The sequence below is a fragment of the Prochlorococcus marinus str. MIT 9107 genome (assembly GCF_000759855.1).
Classification (GTDB): Bacteria; Cyanobacteriota; Cyanobacteriia; order PCC-6307; family Cyanobiaceae; genus Prochlorococcus_A; species Prochlorococcus_A marinus_N.
Map to the genome: position 1 here is coordinate 218,577 of NZ_JNAI01000009.1, position 15,882 is coordinate 234,458.

Sequence of the window (15,882 nt, forward strand, 5' to 3'; positions counted from 1 at the left end):
ATTTAGATTTTCCCATAGAGGGCATTTTCTTTTTTATTTCTCCAGGCCCATAATTGATCTCCATAACTAAAATGCCACCATTCATTTGGATGTTGAGCAAACCCAAAATTAGACATAACTTCTCTCAATAAATTTCTTCTACTATTCCAAATAATTGATTCTTCGTTATTAAGGTTTTTATAAAAATCAGGAATTGAAGAATCATCCATTTGATCAACTTCACTTCCCATTTCAACAAGATTTCCATATTTATCAGATAAACAGACATCTAATGCTCCTCCAGTTGAATGAGGGGGAGGACTCATAGAGTCGAAAGAGGGATATGCCCAAAATTTTTCAACTTTTTTTATAATTGAAGGATAAGATTTCATATTTTTTGTAGATCCATCAATATCTAATTTTTCGCATTCTATAAAGAATGCTCTTTTAAACATGAATTCTTGGACTTCTAAAGGTCTCCAACTGTCATAGATTAAAAGTTGAAAACCATACTTTGATATCAGATGATCATTTGCTTTAACTAACCTATTTACTACCTCTTTTCTTAATTTCCAAAGAGAAGTTTTGTCTCCATAAGGTGCTCCTAGACAAGAGTAAGGGTGCGGATCAAAAAAGTTAAAATAGCTAGGTATAGATATTAATTTATCTCCATTCTCTTTAATTGGTATTTTATTCCAAACTTTCAATTAAAATTTGCAATTAATATATATTTGCATATATTAAAAAAATGACAATAATAATATTCAATTCAAGAAATCATGAATGAATTTATTATCACAATTATCAATTAGTATATTCCTTAAAACTATATTTTCTTTTAAATCAGGGTCATTCCTAATAACCTTAATAGCCTCTTCTCTTGCCATTTCAATAAGAAATTTATTGTTTGGTAAATTGTCCAATACAAAATCAGGCAATCCTGATTGTCTATATCCTAAAATCTGACCTGGCCCTCTTAGCTCCAAGTCTTTTTCAGCAATATAAAAACCATCATTAGATTTTTGCAAAACACCTAGTCTTTTATTTTCTAATCCATTTATATCCGAGCTTACTAAATAACAAAAAGATTTAGTTGATCCCCTACCAACTCTTCCCCTTAATTGATGAAGCTGAGACAACCCAAATCTTTCTGAATTATAAATAACCATAATAGAGGCATTGGGCACATCAATTCCAACTTCAATTACAGTAGTTGAAACCAATACATTAATTTCGTTTTTCAAAAAGGAATTTATCACTTCGTTCTTCTCTTGTGAATTTAATTTTCCATGCAATAATCCAACTTTTTTCTTAAAAAAGACCTCTTCTGATAAATATTTAAATATTTTCTTTGCAGAATTTAAATTCATTTTTTCTGAATCTTCTATAAGTGGCAAAATCACATAAGCTTGTCTGCCCTTAGTGATCTCACCTTCAATAATTTCAAACAAGTCAGTCAACTCATCTTCTGAAATTATTTTTGTAGTTATTGGAACTCTTCCTGGAGGAAGTTCTGTAATTTGGCTCACATCTAAATCTCCATAAATAGAAAGTGCAAGAGTTCTTGGAATTGGAGTTGCTGTCATCGATAATAAGTTAGTATTATCACCTTTATTAAGTAATCTATTTCTTTGAGTGACACCAAACCTATGTTGTTCATCAATTACTACCATCCCTAATGAATTAAAAATTACTTTATCTTCAAATAATGCATGAGTTCCTACAAGAATATCAACTTGTCCATTGTTCAAATTAGAGAGAATTTCTCTTCTCTTCCTTTGAGGAGTATTACCTGTAAGAAGCTCCACAGAAACTAAAAGTGGGTTCAAATACTTTAATAAATTTTTATAGTGTTGTTCTGCTAGTACTTCAGTTGGAGCCATAAAAGCACCTTGTGAATTTTTTTCAATAACAATTAAAAGAGATGCTATTGCAATTATTGTTTTTCCGCTCCCCACATCTCCCTGAAGCAATCTCGACATTGGCACGGGAGTTAATAAATCATTCTTTATTTCTTCTAAAACCTTGACTTGAGATTTGGTTAATTCAAAAGGGAAAGAATTTAAAAATTCTTTTAGTAAGGATTTTTTTTGAGGTAATTCTTTAGCTAGTATATTTTGATTTGCCTTTTTCTTTCTAAGTAGAAACTTTATTTGCAGCAAAAACAATTCATCAAAAACCAAACGTTTTTTTGACTTAATAAGAGCCTCTTGAGTTGGTGGCAAATGAATATTAATTAAAGACTCTCCTTTAGATAATAAAGATAATGAATCAAGTTGCTTTTGGTTTAAAATTTCTGGATATTGCTTTGCATAAATTAAGACCTTTTTCATGAGTTTTATAAAACTCATATTCGATAATTCCTCAGCTAATGAATACAAGGGTAATATTCTTCCTGAGAAATTCAAATTATCATTATTATATTTAAGAATCTCAATCTGCGGATCTGCAAAAGTTTTGCCATAGTTTGTCATTTTAACCTTACCAGATATTGCTAATTTAGTTCCGGGCGTATATATAGATTTTTGGGAAGAGAAGAAGGAATAAGATCTAAATTTCTTCCCTAAAAAAAATTTTGTAACCTTTATTGAAGAAGTATCATCAGAAACAACAAAATTCATTATCGATAAATTGCTATTCTTTTTACTCTTATAAATATAAAATCTTTTAATACTGGCGAGGCAGGTATATAAATTATCAGGTTTTAAATTTATTATCTTAACTCTATTTGTATAGTCTAAATATGTTCGAGGAAAATAATTGATTAGATCTTTTATATTAAAAATACCTAATTCATTTAGCTTATTTTTATAAACTTTGCCAACATTTTTTATTAATAAAATATCTGAATCAAGAGACAAACCTGAATCAATTTTATTCAAAAAACCTTTATTAGAATAATTATAAGAATTTTTTATTTCTAAATTTTTACCAAGTTTATAGAGAACTTTTCTAGTATCTATAATTAATTTTTTTCTTTGATTAAAATCTAATTTATTATATTCATTATATTTTTTTGAAAATTCATTAAATTTCCGCAAATATTCGTCTGCGAGATTTAAGTTCTCCAATCTTAAAAATGATTCATATAAATAATCATTAAAATATTTTTTTCTACCTAAAGTATTAATAAAATTACTTTCCGTTTCAATGGTTAAGGACTTCTGAAGAGGCCTTATCCAATCCTTAATTAATTTAATATAGTTCTCATTAATAGTCACATCTGGGGTAAAAATTATTTTTCAACGTATCTTATTCAAAGAAATTTCTTTTTGCCTCCAGTATCTTTCTTTTTTAATCAAACGCTGAAATTGATTTTTTAGCTCATTTATTTTATTCCTTTGGATAGAAAGATTTAAATTTTTGAATTCCAACTCAACAGTAGATATATTAATAAAAATAACACTCGGAAAATTATCTTCATTTGGTAATGAATGATTTATATTGAATTCGAAATTAATAACAAAAGGATGTGGATGTTTAATCATCAAATTTTTGCCTACTAAATACTTAAATGAATCTTGAGATATCATCTTTTTTATTAGATTCGCCTTAAATAATTCTTGATTAATCTTGTACGAAAGATTCAATAGTAAATTTTCCAATGAATTTTCAATTAAATCAAAGTTTTCTAGACTATCATGATAAGGAGAAATATCCATTTGATTAATATTTTTGTTTTCATAATGTCTTGTTTTTTCAAACTTAACTTCTTCTATTAATTCGAGTAAAGAGGAAATAAATTTTTTTTCTAAACCTATATTTCCAATAATATGATTATTTGATAAATAATTAATATAATGTTTATTATCTAAATCAAGAGATCCAAATTTCTCATAATTTTCAGCTTGATAATATTCAGAAGTATTGGAAATATCTTCACTAACCTGAAATTCGAGCTGGTCTTCAAATTGAAAAATCTCTTCGAATTGAAATTTTTCTTTTTGAAGATCTTTTGATTCTGAGTAACTTTCTAAACTATTAAAATTAATCTTCTGATTTATATTTTTTTCAATTTTTTTTATTTTTAATTGTTCTACTGTTATTAAAGGCAAAACCGAATAAATGAGTTTATTTATTCTTTTTTCAAAGAAACAAAGAAATTCTTTTTTATTTAAAAAAATATTTTCAGTTGATGTATCAATATGTAGTTGATTTAGCCCTTTTTCTGCTGAGATAGATAGTAGATCTCTTACTAGATCGAGGTAAAATTCATATTCCCTATAAATATCACAAATCAATCTGCTTTTTTGTATCTCTGCTCTCTCTAATTGAGCGTTTACTCTATCTATTTCTATACAACTATTAATATTATTCAAATTACTAGTTTGATTTCATTGATGCAACTTCCTCAGCAAAGTCCATCTGATTTTTTTCTATACCTTCACCCAGGGTATATCTTGTAAAGCGTCTTACTTTGATATTTTCTCCAATTTTTGCAGCTGATTGTTTTACCAGATCCTCTACCGTAAGAGAACTATCTTTGATATAAGGTTGAGAAAGTAAAACCAACTCATTTAGTCTTTTCGCTATCCTCCCTTCAACTATTTTTTCTTTAATTTGTTCTGGTTTTCCTGATAAATCATCTCTCCCCATTTCAATCTGCTTTTCTTTTTCCACAACATCTTTTGGTATTTCATCAATTGACACGTACTCAACATTTGGACAAGCGGCTACCTGCATTGAGACATCTTTCAACAGAGATTGAAATATATCGCCCCTAGCGACAAAATCAGTTTCACAATTTAACTCTAAGAGAACTCCAACTCTTGATCCCGTGTGTATGTAACTTCCAATAGAGCCTTCAGCAGCAACTCTTCCAGATTTCTTTTCAGCACTAGCTATACCTTTCTTTCTCAACCACTCCAAAGCTTTTTCGACATTTCCGTCAGTTTCATTTAGTGCTTTTTTGCAATCCATCATTCCGGCACCGGTCTTATCTCTAAGATCTTTTACGAGTTTTGCTGTAATGTTTCCCATTTAAGTAATAAAAAATAGTAATTAGTAAGTTTTAAATTAGAATTTAATTTTTTCTTTCGGCATTAGATCCCTTTCTGCCCTCATTTATAGCATCTGCAAGTCTTCCTAAAATAAGTTGAACAGATCTAACTGCATCATCGTTACATGGAATTGGAACTTCGCATAAATCAGGATCACAGTTAGTATCCAACATTGATACTAATGAGATATCTAATTTCCTAGCTTCTAAAACCGCATTAGATTCTCTTCTCTGATCAACCAAAACTACTACGTCTGGCAATCTTCTCATACCCTTAAGTCCACCCAAGTATTTTTGTAATCTTTCGAGTTCTCTCCTTAGAACTGCAGCTTCTTTTTTAGGCCTCATTGCTATTGAACCACTACTTTCCATCCTTTCTAGTTCTTTCAATCTTTCAATCCTAGCTTTCATTGTTGTCCAGTTTGTCAACATACCTCCAAGCCATCTTTGATTTACATATGCAGCTCCACAACGAGTAGCTTCCTGGGCAACTACATCTGATGCTTGTTTTTTTGTTCCGACAAATAAGAATCGTTTACCACTTTTAGCTGCGTTCCTTGTCCATTTATATGCATTATTCATACATAATGCTGTCTTTACAAGATCAATAATATGCACTCCATTTCTCGCGCAATATATATATTTAGACATTTTGGGATTCCAACGTCTAGTTTGGTGCCCAAAATGAGCACCAGCTTCCATCATTTCAGATAGTGATACAACAGCCATAATTTAAAAGGGTTTCGGGTTAGCCTCCATCTGACGGGGAAGTAGTATTAATAAATCACCCGAAACTGTCAGATGTGTGGATTTAATTTAAAATATTGTAGCAAGTGATGAGTATTTCTAAAAGCTTTTCATATTGATTTGGTTAACTGTTTAATGTAAATCAAATTCAGAGGAATCCTAAGTATTTCAAGCGCAAGTTTATTCCTTCCTAAATTAACTAGAAATCTCAATAATGGTAGGATTCTATCAACATTAATTAGTCCTCCTAAACAAAGAAGCTGCCAAAGTAAATTATGAAGAGGGGTTAATTGAATCATAAATCTAACCCTTAAATTTGGATGTTTCTTGTAAAACACTAATGCCATCTTTGCCCTCTCTTTTTCTTGAACGATTAAAGACTCTATTTGTTCGCAATTAAATGGTGGATGCCAATGATAACCTACTGCATTTGGACATTTAATTAATTTTGTCCCTATTTTTTTTAATCTTTCTCCTAGTTCCAAATCCTCCCAACCGTAAAGACTAAAAGAAGTATCAAATAAGCCTACACTTAAAATCAATTCTTTTGATATCGCAACATTCCCAGTGGCGAAGTAAGCAAAAGAAGTATCCATTATTTTATGTTTTTCACTCTGAGGATTTAGAAAATTAGAGGTATTGATCACTGAACCATAAGTAAAACATTTTTTATCATTTTTTCTCCAAGAGGCAAGTAATTTATTTACATGGCAAGTTATAAAATTATCTAAAACAATAAGATCACTATCAATAAATATAATGATTTCATATTTTGATTTAGTTACTCCAAGATTTCTTCCAAGTGCAGGTCCCCCGTGTTCTTGTTGGAATAGGACTACGTGTGGAAGATTAGCTTTATTATTATTTATCCATAAACTTGTTCCATCAGTTGATCCATCATCAACTACTATAATTTCATAATTATTGATTTCTTTATTTAATTTCTGTTTCTCAAGCGCGAAGAGACATTTCTCTAATATAGGTTTTCTATTGTAAGTTGGTATTACAATACTTACATTCATAATTACGCCCTAAATATTAATTATAAAAGGATTCCGAGAAGATAAAAATAATAGATATTCCTTAATCAGCTGCTCCACCATTATTTACTGTACCTGTAACATTCCCGCCATCAGGTCTACCGTCGGTTCTTAATTTCCTTTTTTTGAACTTTCTAGCATATGCTCGATTACGTTCTTGCTTTTCTTTTTTTAGATTCCTTCTCTTTGACATGTAATTTTTAACTTTTAACTATATTAGCTCACTATGAGCACCATATATTTTACCATCTTCCATATTTAATATCCTATCAGCCATATCAGAAATTCTTGGATCGTGAGTCACCATAAGTACAGAACAATTTTGCTCTTTTGCTAATTTTCTTAAAAGGGTAACTATTTCCCTTCCTGTGACACTATCTAAAGCAGATGTTGGCTCATCAGCTAGTAAAAGTTTTGGATTAGCAGATAAAGCTCGAGCAATTGCTACTCTCTGTTTCTGACCACCAGATAAGTTATTTGGCAACTTCTTATGATGATCTTCTAAGCCTACTGCTGACAACCAATTTCGAGCAATTTCACGTCTTTGTAGATATGTTAAATCTTTTATTAAATCAGCACCCATTTGAACATTTTGTTCAGCTGTTAAACATCTAAGAAGATTATGACCTTGAAAAATCATGCCAATACTTTTTCGAAGAATCTGTCGCGTTTTTCTTGAAGCTCCATTTAATTGATTACTTAATACGGTTAAATCTCCACTTTGACAAGTTCTCAAAGCACCAATTAAGGTTAGAAGAGTAGTTTTGCCACATCCAGAAGGTCCCTTTAAAAGAACCAACTCTCCTTTATCAATTTTTAAGTTAACGTTATCAAGAACTTGTTTTTTATTTTCATTTTCCCCATAAAAATGACTCAAATTATTTATTGAAACTGTTTTTTCGTTTTTGATATTATTTTTTGATGTGTTACGTTTAGCCATTAATATATTTAATTATTAAAAAATTTCAGCAGGATCAGCATCAACTAGTTTACGCATAGCAATACCTGCAGATCCCATACACATAACTAAAACTAATACGAAAATTAAAATCGTTTTATCTGCATCCATTATTATTGGAAGCTTAGTAGAATTTCTAATAACTGAATAAAGGATTTGACCAGAGAAATAAGCAGGTAAATAACCAAACAAAGCCAACAAAAATCCCTCTCTAGCTACGACAAAGAAAAGCGACTTAAGTCTATAACCCATAGCCAATAATGTCGCATACTCTGGGAGGTGATCTATAACATCACTATAAAGAATTTGATAAACAACCACACATCCTACAACGAAACCCATTAAAGCTCCTAAGCTAAATATAAATCCTATTGCAGTACTGTTTTTCCAATAATTCTTCTCAAATTCTATAAATTGATTTTTTGTTAGAACTCGAACATCATTTGGGAGGGAGTTATTTAAAATTCTTGAAATCAATTTAGGATCAGAGCCTTTTCTCAGCTTTACCAAACCAATTTCTATACTTCCAGGAGGATTTGCCGGGAAAAGTCTTAAAAAGGTTTCTCGGCTAGTTATTAAATTTCCGTCTGCGCCAAAAGATGGTCCTAACTCAACAAGACCTTCAACAATTACTCTTTTACCAGCAACCTCAGTTTCAACTTTTTTATCTGATAAAAACCATTCTTCAATTGGTCCAAATTCAGGTCTAGAAAGTTTATCAAAGAGAACTCTTGAAGGATTTCTTAATTTATAAGCCTTGTTTGAGAATCCATCATCTATTAGTAGTGAATCTGAAGGATTAAAACCTAAAGCTAGTATAGATCTAGTTTTAAGATTTTCGGGATTTCTCCAAAGTAAATAATTTAAATTGACAGGAGCAGTTTTTTCAACATCTTCAACAGCAAGAGTTTGAATCAACCTTCTTCTTGGAAAGCCACTCATGCTAATAGAGCTTTTTGATCTGGGACTTATTAAAACTAGATCAGCATCTAAAAGCTTATGAATTGTTACGCTTGTATCAAATAAACCATCTCTAAAACCTAATTGCATAAACATCAAAATCCCTGCAAAACTTATTCCTGCAATGGCAACTATCAATCTTAAAGGTTGCCTAGTTAATAACAACCAAGCTAATGGTATTTTTCTGAATTTTAAGAAAGAAAAATTCATTAAGGTATAAATTTTGCAATCACTTTCATTCCTGCATAGTTTTGAACGATATCTATAGATTCTTTATCTAATTTTACAAGTACCTCGATAATACGAGAATCAGCATCTCCTGTTGGATCAGTTGATAAAACTTTTCTTTGCTTTACCTGAGGACTAATCCTTATTACATTGCCTTTAAGAATTTTTTGGAAACCACCATTTTCGCTGCTCAATTCAACAGCCTGAGAGATAAAGACTCTATCAATATCAGATTCATAAACCTCTATTAATGCCTCCATCTTTTGACTAGAACCTATATCTAATATCCCTTCATTTTTAGGTCTTTCACCTACTCTCGTATTTATCTCAAGAATAAAACCATCAATTGGGCTCCTTAGTTTTGAATTAAAAAGATCTATCTCAATATTTTTTTTATCTCCAATAAGATTAATTTTTTGTTTTTGCAACTTTAATAATTCATCTTTTCTCTGCGATAACTGCACAAAAGAATATGCATCCTTACTCAAAGCTAACTCATACCTTTTAATTTGATCTTTTTTTAAGGAAATTTCATCATCAATGGAATTGATTAGATTATAATTCCTTTCAAAATCTGCTATTAACTTTTCTCTGTTTTCAAAAATTGCGAGGATATCACCTTTTTTCACAAAATCTCCCTCATTTACTAAAATTTCAATTATTCGAGGTGAAGAGCCAAATTGACTTATAGGAGCTGCCAATTGCCTAATCTCTCCCGAAGGAGAAAGTTGACCTAATGCTGCAACAGCTTTTATGGGCTGTATAAAATCTGCAGTTATTTCCTCTTTTAATTTAGAACTGGATTTATCATTGCCAGAACAGGAAGTAATTCCTGCAGAAAATGGGGGGAACAACAAGAAATAAATAAATAACTTTTTAAGTGTTTTTAAATTCATTAAAAATCAAATAATACAGTTTTAATGTAATTATCGACCCATTTTTCATCAAAATATTTTAAAAGAACCATGCTAGTCTTTTCATTTTTCATTTGCTGCACACAATAATTCTTTTGATAATCTATTCTCTCTTGAATAATTTCCTCCTTAAATTCAGGTTTAGCTTTTTTACTTAATTTGATCAAAATAGATAGGTATTCATCAACAACCTTGCAAAAAGCATTTTTTTCAGATTTACTTTTTAAAGAAGCAAAAAAAACATTTTTAGAAAAAATATCCCCCCAGTTGGGAATCTTCCTCAATGAGGTGAAAGCACTTTTATCAACATTAGAAAGAAATTTATCGTATTTTAAACCTTGATTTTTAGATGAAGGCGATAAATCAACAATAGCGGCAGAAACAGTATCATTTATTTTTACTAAATCCATTCCAAAAATTGGAATATCAAATTTTGGATCCGGGAAAAAAACACAATGCAAAATCTTTAGATTTTTTGAAAATTCTGCCACTTCGATATGTAACTTTCTAAATCCTTTAGCTTCATGAAATTCGTTTTCTATATAGAGTTCTTTACCTATTTCATTGGATATTATGTTAGTAAGATTTGGATCAACTTTTATACTCTTTAGATTCACGAGCATGGATCTATGCTCTCTAATATTTTGTAACAAGTCCAAAATAAGAGGGTCTGTTAATTTAGTTTTAGTTAAAGATTGAGACAACAAGGTTAAAAAAGACCAAAATAGAGTTGAAAGAGAAAAATTTAATGAATGTAGGCGAAGTTAACTACTATACCCATTCAAGCAAAACTAGATGTGTATTTGTGGATAATAAAGAATTGCCACTTATAAGCATTGATATTTGGTGCAAATCAGGTTCTGCATTTGAGGAGGTAGATAAAAATGGCACTGCTCATTTTCTAGAACATATGATATTTAAAGGCTCTAAGAAAATAATGCCAGGTGAATTTGACCATAAAATTGAATCCCTAGGAGGTTTAAGTAATGCTTCAACGGGTTATGATGACGTACATTACCACGTCCTCATTCCACCAAATAACTTTAGAGAATCACTTGCTCTTTTGACAAATATTGTTATTTCTCCAGATTTTAATACTGATGAATTCATAAAAGAAAAAGGTGTAGTCATTGATGAAATAAAACAACAAAATGATCAGCCTGAAGAAAAATTATTTAATTACTTTTTAAAAAGGGTTTGGCTAAGTTCTTATTATGCCAATCCGATACTAGGAACAGAAAAAAGTATTAAAAAATTGAATATATACGACCTGGAAAAATTTCATAGGGAAAACTACACTAAAGAGAAAATTTGCATAGCAATCGCAGGCAATCTCTCAGAAGATATTTATAAAACTTTTGAAAAAAGTGATTTATCTGGGATAGCAAAAAAAACAACTTGTAATGATCAAAATTTTAATAACTACAAAAACAAACCTTTCTTAAAAATTAGAAATGGTAGAGAATTAATAAAGTTTGATAATTTAGAGTTTTCAAGAATACTTATGGCCTGGTTTATTCCAAACCTCAGTGATCAAAAGAATATTATTGGACTAGAAATTGTAGCATCAATACTATCTGTAGGAAGAAACAGCAGGTTAGTAAAATTTTTAAAAGAAGATAATAATCTTGTTGAATCAGTATATGTAGATGTTAGTGCTGGTGAATTAGGCGGATTATTAATATTGGAAGCAAGCTGTGAAAACAAAGATATTTATTTAGTAGAAAAGCTAATTAATAAAACAATAGATGAATTTTTAGATTATAAACTTTTAACTTTAGATGAAATAAAAAAAGCTATAAATATTGTAAAAAGTAATTATGTTTTTAATTTAGAAACATCTACACAACTTTCCTCATTCTTTGGAAATGAACTCCTTTGGGGAAGGAAATCTTCAATCTATAAATTAGAAAGTTATTTGAAATATTGGAATGATTTGGATAATTTTAAAGAGATCTTAAGATTTATCAGTGGAGATAAATTCACTTTGATAGCGTCATCTACTAAATGATAAAAAGATTTTTTTTAAATAATAAAAAAAGAAATTTTTCAATTGCTTCAATCTGGATAAAAGGTGGTAGTGATATGGATAGTATTAGCAAAAAAGGGATAAACAATATTCTATGTTCGTTACTTACCCGAGGATGTGAAGGCTTTGAAAATTTTTCCCTTTCTGGATATATTGAGTCCTATGGAGCAGAATTAAATCAAGAAGTCTTTGAAGATGGTATTTCAATAAGCATTAAATCCCTAAATGAACATTTCAACAAATTACTCCCTTTATTGGATTTAATAATTAATAAGCCAATTCTTCCTGAAAGTGAATTTCAAAAAGTAAAAAAATCATCAATTGATTTGATTAAAAAAGATAAAGAGAATCCATTCAATATTTGTTTTGAAAAATGGAGGAAAATTGTTTACTCAAGCCACCCTTATGCTTTCAATACAATTGGTAATGTCAATGATGTCTTAAAAATTTCCTATAAAGATATTTTGTCTGAGTTTAAAAATTTCAAAAAAAGAAATAAGTTTTTAATATCAAACAATCCAGAAATAAATGGAGAGCATTTGGGCACATATGATGAAAAGATCTTAAAAGAAAAATCAAGTCCTCAAAATAATGATTTAGATTCTAATAGCAGGTTTGATTACACTGATAATGATTCAAATCAAACTATAATAATGATTGGGAATCAAACTTGTTCTCGTAGAAGTAGTGAATACTTGCCACTTAAAGTTTTAGAGTCTTATTTATCTTATGGAATGACTGCTGCTTTATTTAAACTTTTTAGAGAAAAAAATGGCATAACTTACGACCTGGGTGTTTTTAATCCTGTTAGATGTAAAAATGCGCCATTTTTAATTTACTTATCAGTATCTAATAAAAATTCCATTTTTGCTTTTGAACTTTTGTCTTCGCTATGGAAAAATTTACTTTTAAAGCCATTGATTGATTCTGAAATTTTTTTAGCTAAAGAAAAATTAAAAAGTTCTTTTCTTTTAAATAATCAATCTTTAGATGAAATTTTACAGAGAAATATACAAATAATTAGCTATGGGATATCACCTATTTCGCAAATTGATTTCAATTCTAAAATAGACGAAATTTCTTCATTAGACATTTTTAAATTAACCAATAAATATTTTTCGAGACCTTTTTTGAGTATCTCTGGCAATAAAAAAATATGTTTAGAAATTAATAAAAGGTGGAAGAAAAATTTTTGAATTAAATTTTTTCAATCTTATCGATATCGATTAAAAAAGAACCTCTTCTAAACTTTACCTCAACAGTATCAAGAGATTTTATTGATAGGATTTCTCCAATTTCTTCAATAGCCACTAAATCAGGTGGTCTAAGCATTGGCATATTATCTGAAGTCTTCAGATAGGAGACAGGAGCTATTAACTTAACCTTATCTTTGATCTCAAATTTCATCAATAAAAAGAATACATTCAAGAGTAATATAAGCATAAAGTTAGAGAAAACATCAACGAAACGCCGTGATTCATTCTAGAATATGTTAATTATCGAATTATAAATTAATGAATCAGAAATTTAAAACAATAATTTTGTGGGCTTTACCTATACTTTTAGTAATTGCACTTACATACCAACTTTTATCTTCTAGCAATGTTGATTCATTAAAATCAAATGGAACAACCATTGCGCCAAGAAATTCCGCGGTAGCTAGAGTTAGTTACGGAAGATTCTTAGATTACATTAATTCAGGAAGGGTTACATCCGTCGATATTTTTGAAGGTGGTAGAAATGCAGTTATAGAGACAATAGATTCAGATTTAGATAATAAAGTTCAAAGATTGCGAGTAGATCTACCTGGCTTAACACCAGAACTTATAAACAATCTAAAGAATGAAGGAATTAGCTTTGATGTACATCCTGTTAAAACAGCTCCACCTGCATTAGGAATTTTGGGTAATTTACTTTTCCCAGCTATTTTAATCGGTGGTCTAATTTTATTAGCTAGAAGATCTAACGGCATGCCTGGAGGTCCAGGCCAAGCAATGCAATTTGGTAAAACAAAGGCTAGATTCGCAATGGAAGCTGAAACAGGGGTTGTATTTGACGATGTAGCAGGAGTTAACGAAGCGAAACAGGATCTAGAAGAAGTTGTGACTTTTCTAAAAAAACCAGAAAAGTTCACTTCTGTGGGAGCAAGAATTCCTAAAGGAGTTTTATTAGTTGGCCCTCCTGGAACTGGTAAAACACTTTTAGCAAAAGCAATTGCAGGTGAAGCTGGAGTACCATTCTTTTCATTGTCAGGTTCAGAATTTGTTGAGATGTTTGTTGGCGTCGGTGCGAGTAGAGTGAGAGACCTTTTTAAAAGAGCTAAAGAAAATAGTCCTTGTTTAATCTTTATTGATGAAATTGATGCGGTTGGGAGGCAAAGAGGTGCTGGTATTGGAGGAGGTAATGATGAGAGAGAACAAACTCTCAATCAACTGCTTACTGAAATGGATGGATTCGAAGGTAATAGTGGCATAATAATAATCGCTGCAACAAATAGACCTGATGTTTTAGATTCAGCCCTAATGAGACCAGGAAGATTTGACAGGCAAGTAACCGTAGATGCGCCAGATATAAAAGGGAGACTATCAATACTTGAAGTACATGCAAGGAATAAAAAACTTCAAAAAGATTTAACTCTTGAAAGTATTGCCAGAAGAACTCCAGGCTTTACTGGAGCAGATTTAGCAAATTTATTAAATGAGGCGGCCATCCTAACAGCGAGAAGAAGAAAAGATTCAATCAGCATTTCAGAAATTGATGATTCTGTAGATAGGATAGTCGCTGGGATGGAGGGTTCTCCTTTAACAGATGGCAGAAGCAAAAGATTAATTGCTTATCATGAGGTTGGACATGCTCTAATTGGTTCGCTAGTAAAAGCTCATGATCCTGTTCAAAAACTAACCGTCATTCCAAGAGGTCAAGCGAAGGGACTAACATGGTTCACTCCAGATGATGAACAAACCCTCGTTAGTAGAGCTCAATTAAAAGCTAGAATAATGGGCGCGTTAGGAGGGAGAGCCGCAGAAGACGTTGTTTTTGGCAAAGGTGAAATTACGACAGGAGCTGGTGGGGATTTCCAACAAGTTGCTTCTATGGCACGCCAAATGGTAACTAGATTTGGAATGAGTAACTTAGGTCCTATTGCTCTAGAGGGTGGCAATCAAGAGGTTTTTGTTGGTAGAGATTTGATGACAAGAAGTGAAGTTTCTGATTCAATATCCAAACAAATCGATGAAAGTGTAAGAGTAATGGTCAAGGACTGTTATAAAGAAACTTACTCTATAGTCAGCCAAAATAGAGAAGCTATGGATAAAATTGTTGACTTACTAATAGAAAAAGAAACACTAGATGGTGAAGAATTTGTAAATATTCTCTCAAAATTCACTACTATTCCTGAGAAAGATAGAACACCCCAATTATTAAGCTAATCTTGAACAGGTTTTTTATCCAATACTAGATCTATTAATCCATACTCAACAGCCTCTGTTGGAGACATATAAAAATCTCTATCAGTATCTTCTTTAACAGTTTCATAGTCTTTACCAGTCCTTTCTGATAATTCAGTATTAAGACGTTCTTTTAAAAACAAAATTTCATCTGCCTGAATTCTTATGTCGCTGGCTTGACCTCTTGCACCTCCAAGTGGTTGATGAATCATTATTCTTGAATGTCTAAGACTGCTTCTTTTACCTTTAGTACCTGCAGCCAATAAGAAAGCACCCATGCTAGCTGCCAACCCCACACAAACTGTATGTATATCTGGCTTAACATGTTGCATTGTGTCGAAAATGCCTAAACCATCGTAGACAGATCCTCCTGGAGAATTTATATACATGTAGATATCCTTCTCAGGATCCTCTGCTTCAAGGAATAATAATTGAGCAACAATTCTATTGGCAGTTTCACTAGTAACTTGTTCTCCTAAAAAGATTATTCTCTCTCTTAATAATCTTGAATAAATATCAAAGACTCTTTCACTACCACCAGATTCTTCTAAAACTAAAGGGATCATAATAATATTTATTTGT

16 protein-coding genes are annotated in these 15,882 nt (G+C 30.8%); 3 read left to right on the forward strand and 13 right to left on the reverse strand.

Annotation, left to right across the window (positions count from 1 at the left end):
• Window positions 1-2: 2 nt before the first annotated feature.
• From EU92_RS02190 to EU92_RS02145, 11 genes are all read right to left on the reverse strand, one after another.
• On the reverse strand, window positions 3-686 hold the full coding sequence (locus EU92_RS02190) for a M15 family metallopeptidase (RefSeq protein WP_032513492.1): 684 nt from the start codon (window positions 684-686) through the stop codon (window positions 3-5).
• 57 nt (window positions 687-743) lie between these two features.
• Window positions 744-3,200, reverse strand: a complete 2,457-nt coding sequence (gene recG, locus EU92_RS02185) for an ATP-dependent DNA helicase RecG (RefSeq protein ID WP_032513491.1) — start codon at window positions 3,198-3,200, stop codon at window positions 744-746.
• Window positions 3,201-3,221: 21 nt separating this feature from the next.
• Window positions 3,222-4,298, reverse strand: coding sequence for a hypothetical protein (locus EU92_RS02180; RefSeq protein ID WP_032513490.1), 1,077 nt, complete (start codon window positions 4,296-4,298; stop codon window positions 3,222-3,224).
• A 4-nt stretch (window positions 4,299-4,302) separates the two neighbouring features.
• Window positions 4,303-4,959, reverse strand: a complete 657-nt coding sequence (tsf, locus tag EU92_RS02175) for a translation elongation factor Ts (protein ID WP_032513489.1) — start codon at window positions 4,957-4,959, stop codon at window positions 4,303-4,305.
• A 43-nt stretch (window positions 4,960-5,002) separates the two neighbouring features.
• Window positions 5,003-5,707 (reverse strand): 30S ribosomal protein S2, encoded by a 705-nt coding sequence (gene rpsB / locus EU92_RS02170; protein WP_032513488.1) that lies wholly within the window; start codon window positions 5,705-5,707, stop codon window positions 5,003-5,005.
• Window positions 5,708-5,835: 128 nt separating this feature from the next.
• Window positions 5,836-6,747: a glycosyltransferase family 2 protein gene (locus EU92_RS02165; RefSeq protein WP_032523597.1), complete on the reverse strand. Its 912-nt coding sequence runs from the start codon at window positions 6,745-6,747 to the stop codon at window positions 5,836-5,838.
• Window positions 6,748-6,808: 61 nt separating this feature from the next.
• On the reverse strand, window positions 6,809-6,958 hold the full coding sequence (locus EU92_RS09720) for a hypothetical protein (protein WP_144010336.1): 150 nt from the start codon (window positions 6,956-6,958) through the stop codon (window positions 6,809-6,811).
• Window positions 6,959-6,976: 18 nt separating this feature from the next.
• The gene (locus tag EU92_RS02160) at window positions 6,977-7,705 is read right to left on the reverse strand and encodes a DevA family ABC transporter ATP-binding protein (protein WP_032513486.1); all 729 of its coding nucleotides are present in this window, start codon (window positions 7,703-7,705) and stop codon (window positions 6,977-6,979) included.
• 15 nt (window positions 7,706-7,720) lie between these two features.
• Window positions 7,721-8,893: an ABC transporter permease DevC gene (devC, locus tag EU92_RS02155; protein ID WP_032513484.1), complete on the reverse strand. Its 1,173-nt coding sequence runs from the start codon at window positions 8,891-8,893 to the stop codon at window positions 7,721-7,723.
• Window positions 8,893-9,807 (reverse strand): HlyD family efflux transporter periplasmic adaptor subunit, encoded by a 915-nt coding sequence (locus EU92_RS02150; protein ID WP_032513483.1) that lies wholly within the window; start codon window positions 9,805-9,807, stop codon window positions 8,893-8,895. Before EU92_RS02150 ends, devC begins: the two co-directional genes overlap by 1 nt.
• A complete protein-coding gene (locus EU92_RS02145; protein ID WP_032513482.1) occupies window positions 9,807-10,532 on the reverse strand; it encodes a phycocyanobilin:ferredoxin oxidoreductase in 726 nt (241 codons plus the stop codon). The genes EU92_RS02150 and EU92_RS02145 overlap by 1 nt, the downstream gene beginning before the upstream one ends.
• 41 nt (window positions 10,533-10,573) lie before the next feature.
• Between EU92_RS02145 and EU92_RS02140 the strand changes: the two genes are divergently transcribed.
• Window positions 10,574-11,836 (forward strand): M16 family metallopeptidase, encoded by a 1,263-nt coding sequence (locus EU92_RS02140; protein WP_032513499.1) that lies wholly within the window; start codon window positions 10,574-10,576, stop codon window positions 11,834-11,836.
• Window positions 11,833-13,050, forward strand: coding sequence for a M16 family metallopeptidase (locus EU92_RS02135; RefSeq protein ID WP_032513481.1), 1,218 nt, complete (start codon window positions 11,833-11,835; stop codon window positions 13,048-13,050). Before EU92_RS02140 ends, EU92_RS02135 begins: the two co-directional genes overlap by 4 nt.
• A 1-nt stretch (window position 13,051) precedes the next feature.
• On the opposite strand, the gene EU92_RS02130 is transcribed toward EU92_RS02135, so the two are convergent.
• Window positions 13,052-13,261: an NAD(P)H dehydrogenase assembly family protein gene (locus EU92_RS02130; protein WP_032513480.1), complete on the reverse strand. Its 210-nt coding sequence runs from the start codon at window positions 13,259-13,261 to the stop codon at window positions 13,052-13,054.
• Between the two features lie 107 nt (window positions 13,262-13,368).
• Between EU92_RS02130 and ftsH the strand changes: the two genes are divergently transcribed.
• The gene (gene ftsH / locus EU92_RS02125) at window positions 13,369-15,282 is read left to right on the forward strand and encodes an ATP-dependent zinc metalloprotease FtsH (protein ID WP_032513478.1); all 1,914 of its coding nucleotides are present in this window, start codon (window positions 13,369-13,371) and stop codon (window positions 15,280-15,282) included.
• On the opposite strand, the gene clpP is transcribed toward ftsH, so the two are convergent.
• Window positions 15,279-15,869: an ATP-dependent Clp endopeptidase proteolytic subunit ClpP gene (gene clpP / locus EU92_RS02120; protein ID WP_275040539.1), complete on the reverse strand. Its 591-nt coding sequence runs from the start codon at window positions 15,867-15,869 to the stop codon at window positions 15,279-15,281. The genes ftsH and clpP overlap by 4 nt on opposite strands.
• Window positions 15,870-15,882: the final 13 nt, after the last annotated feature.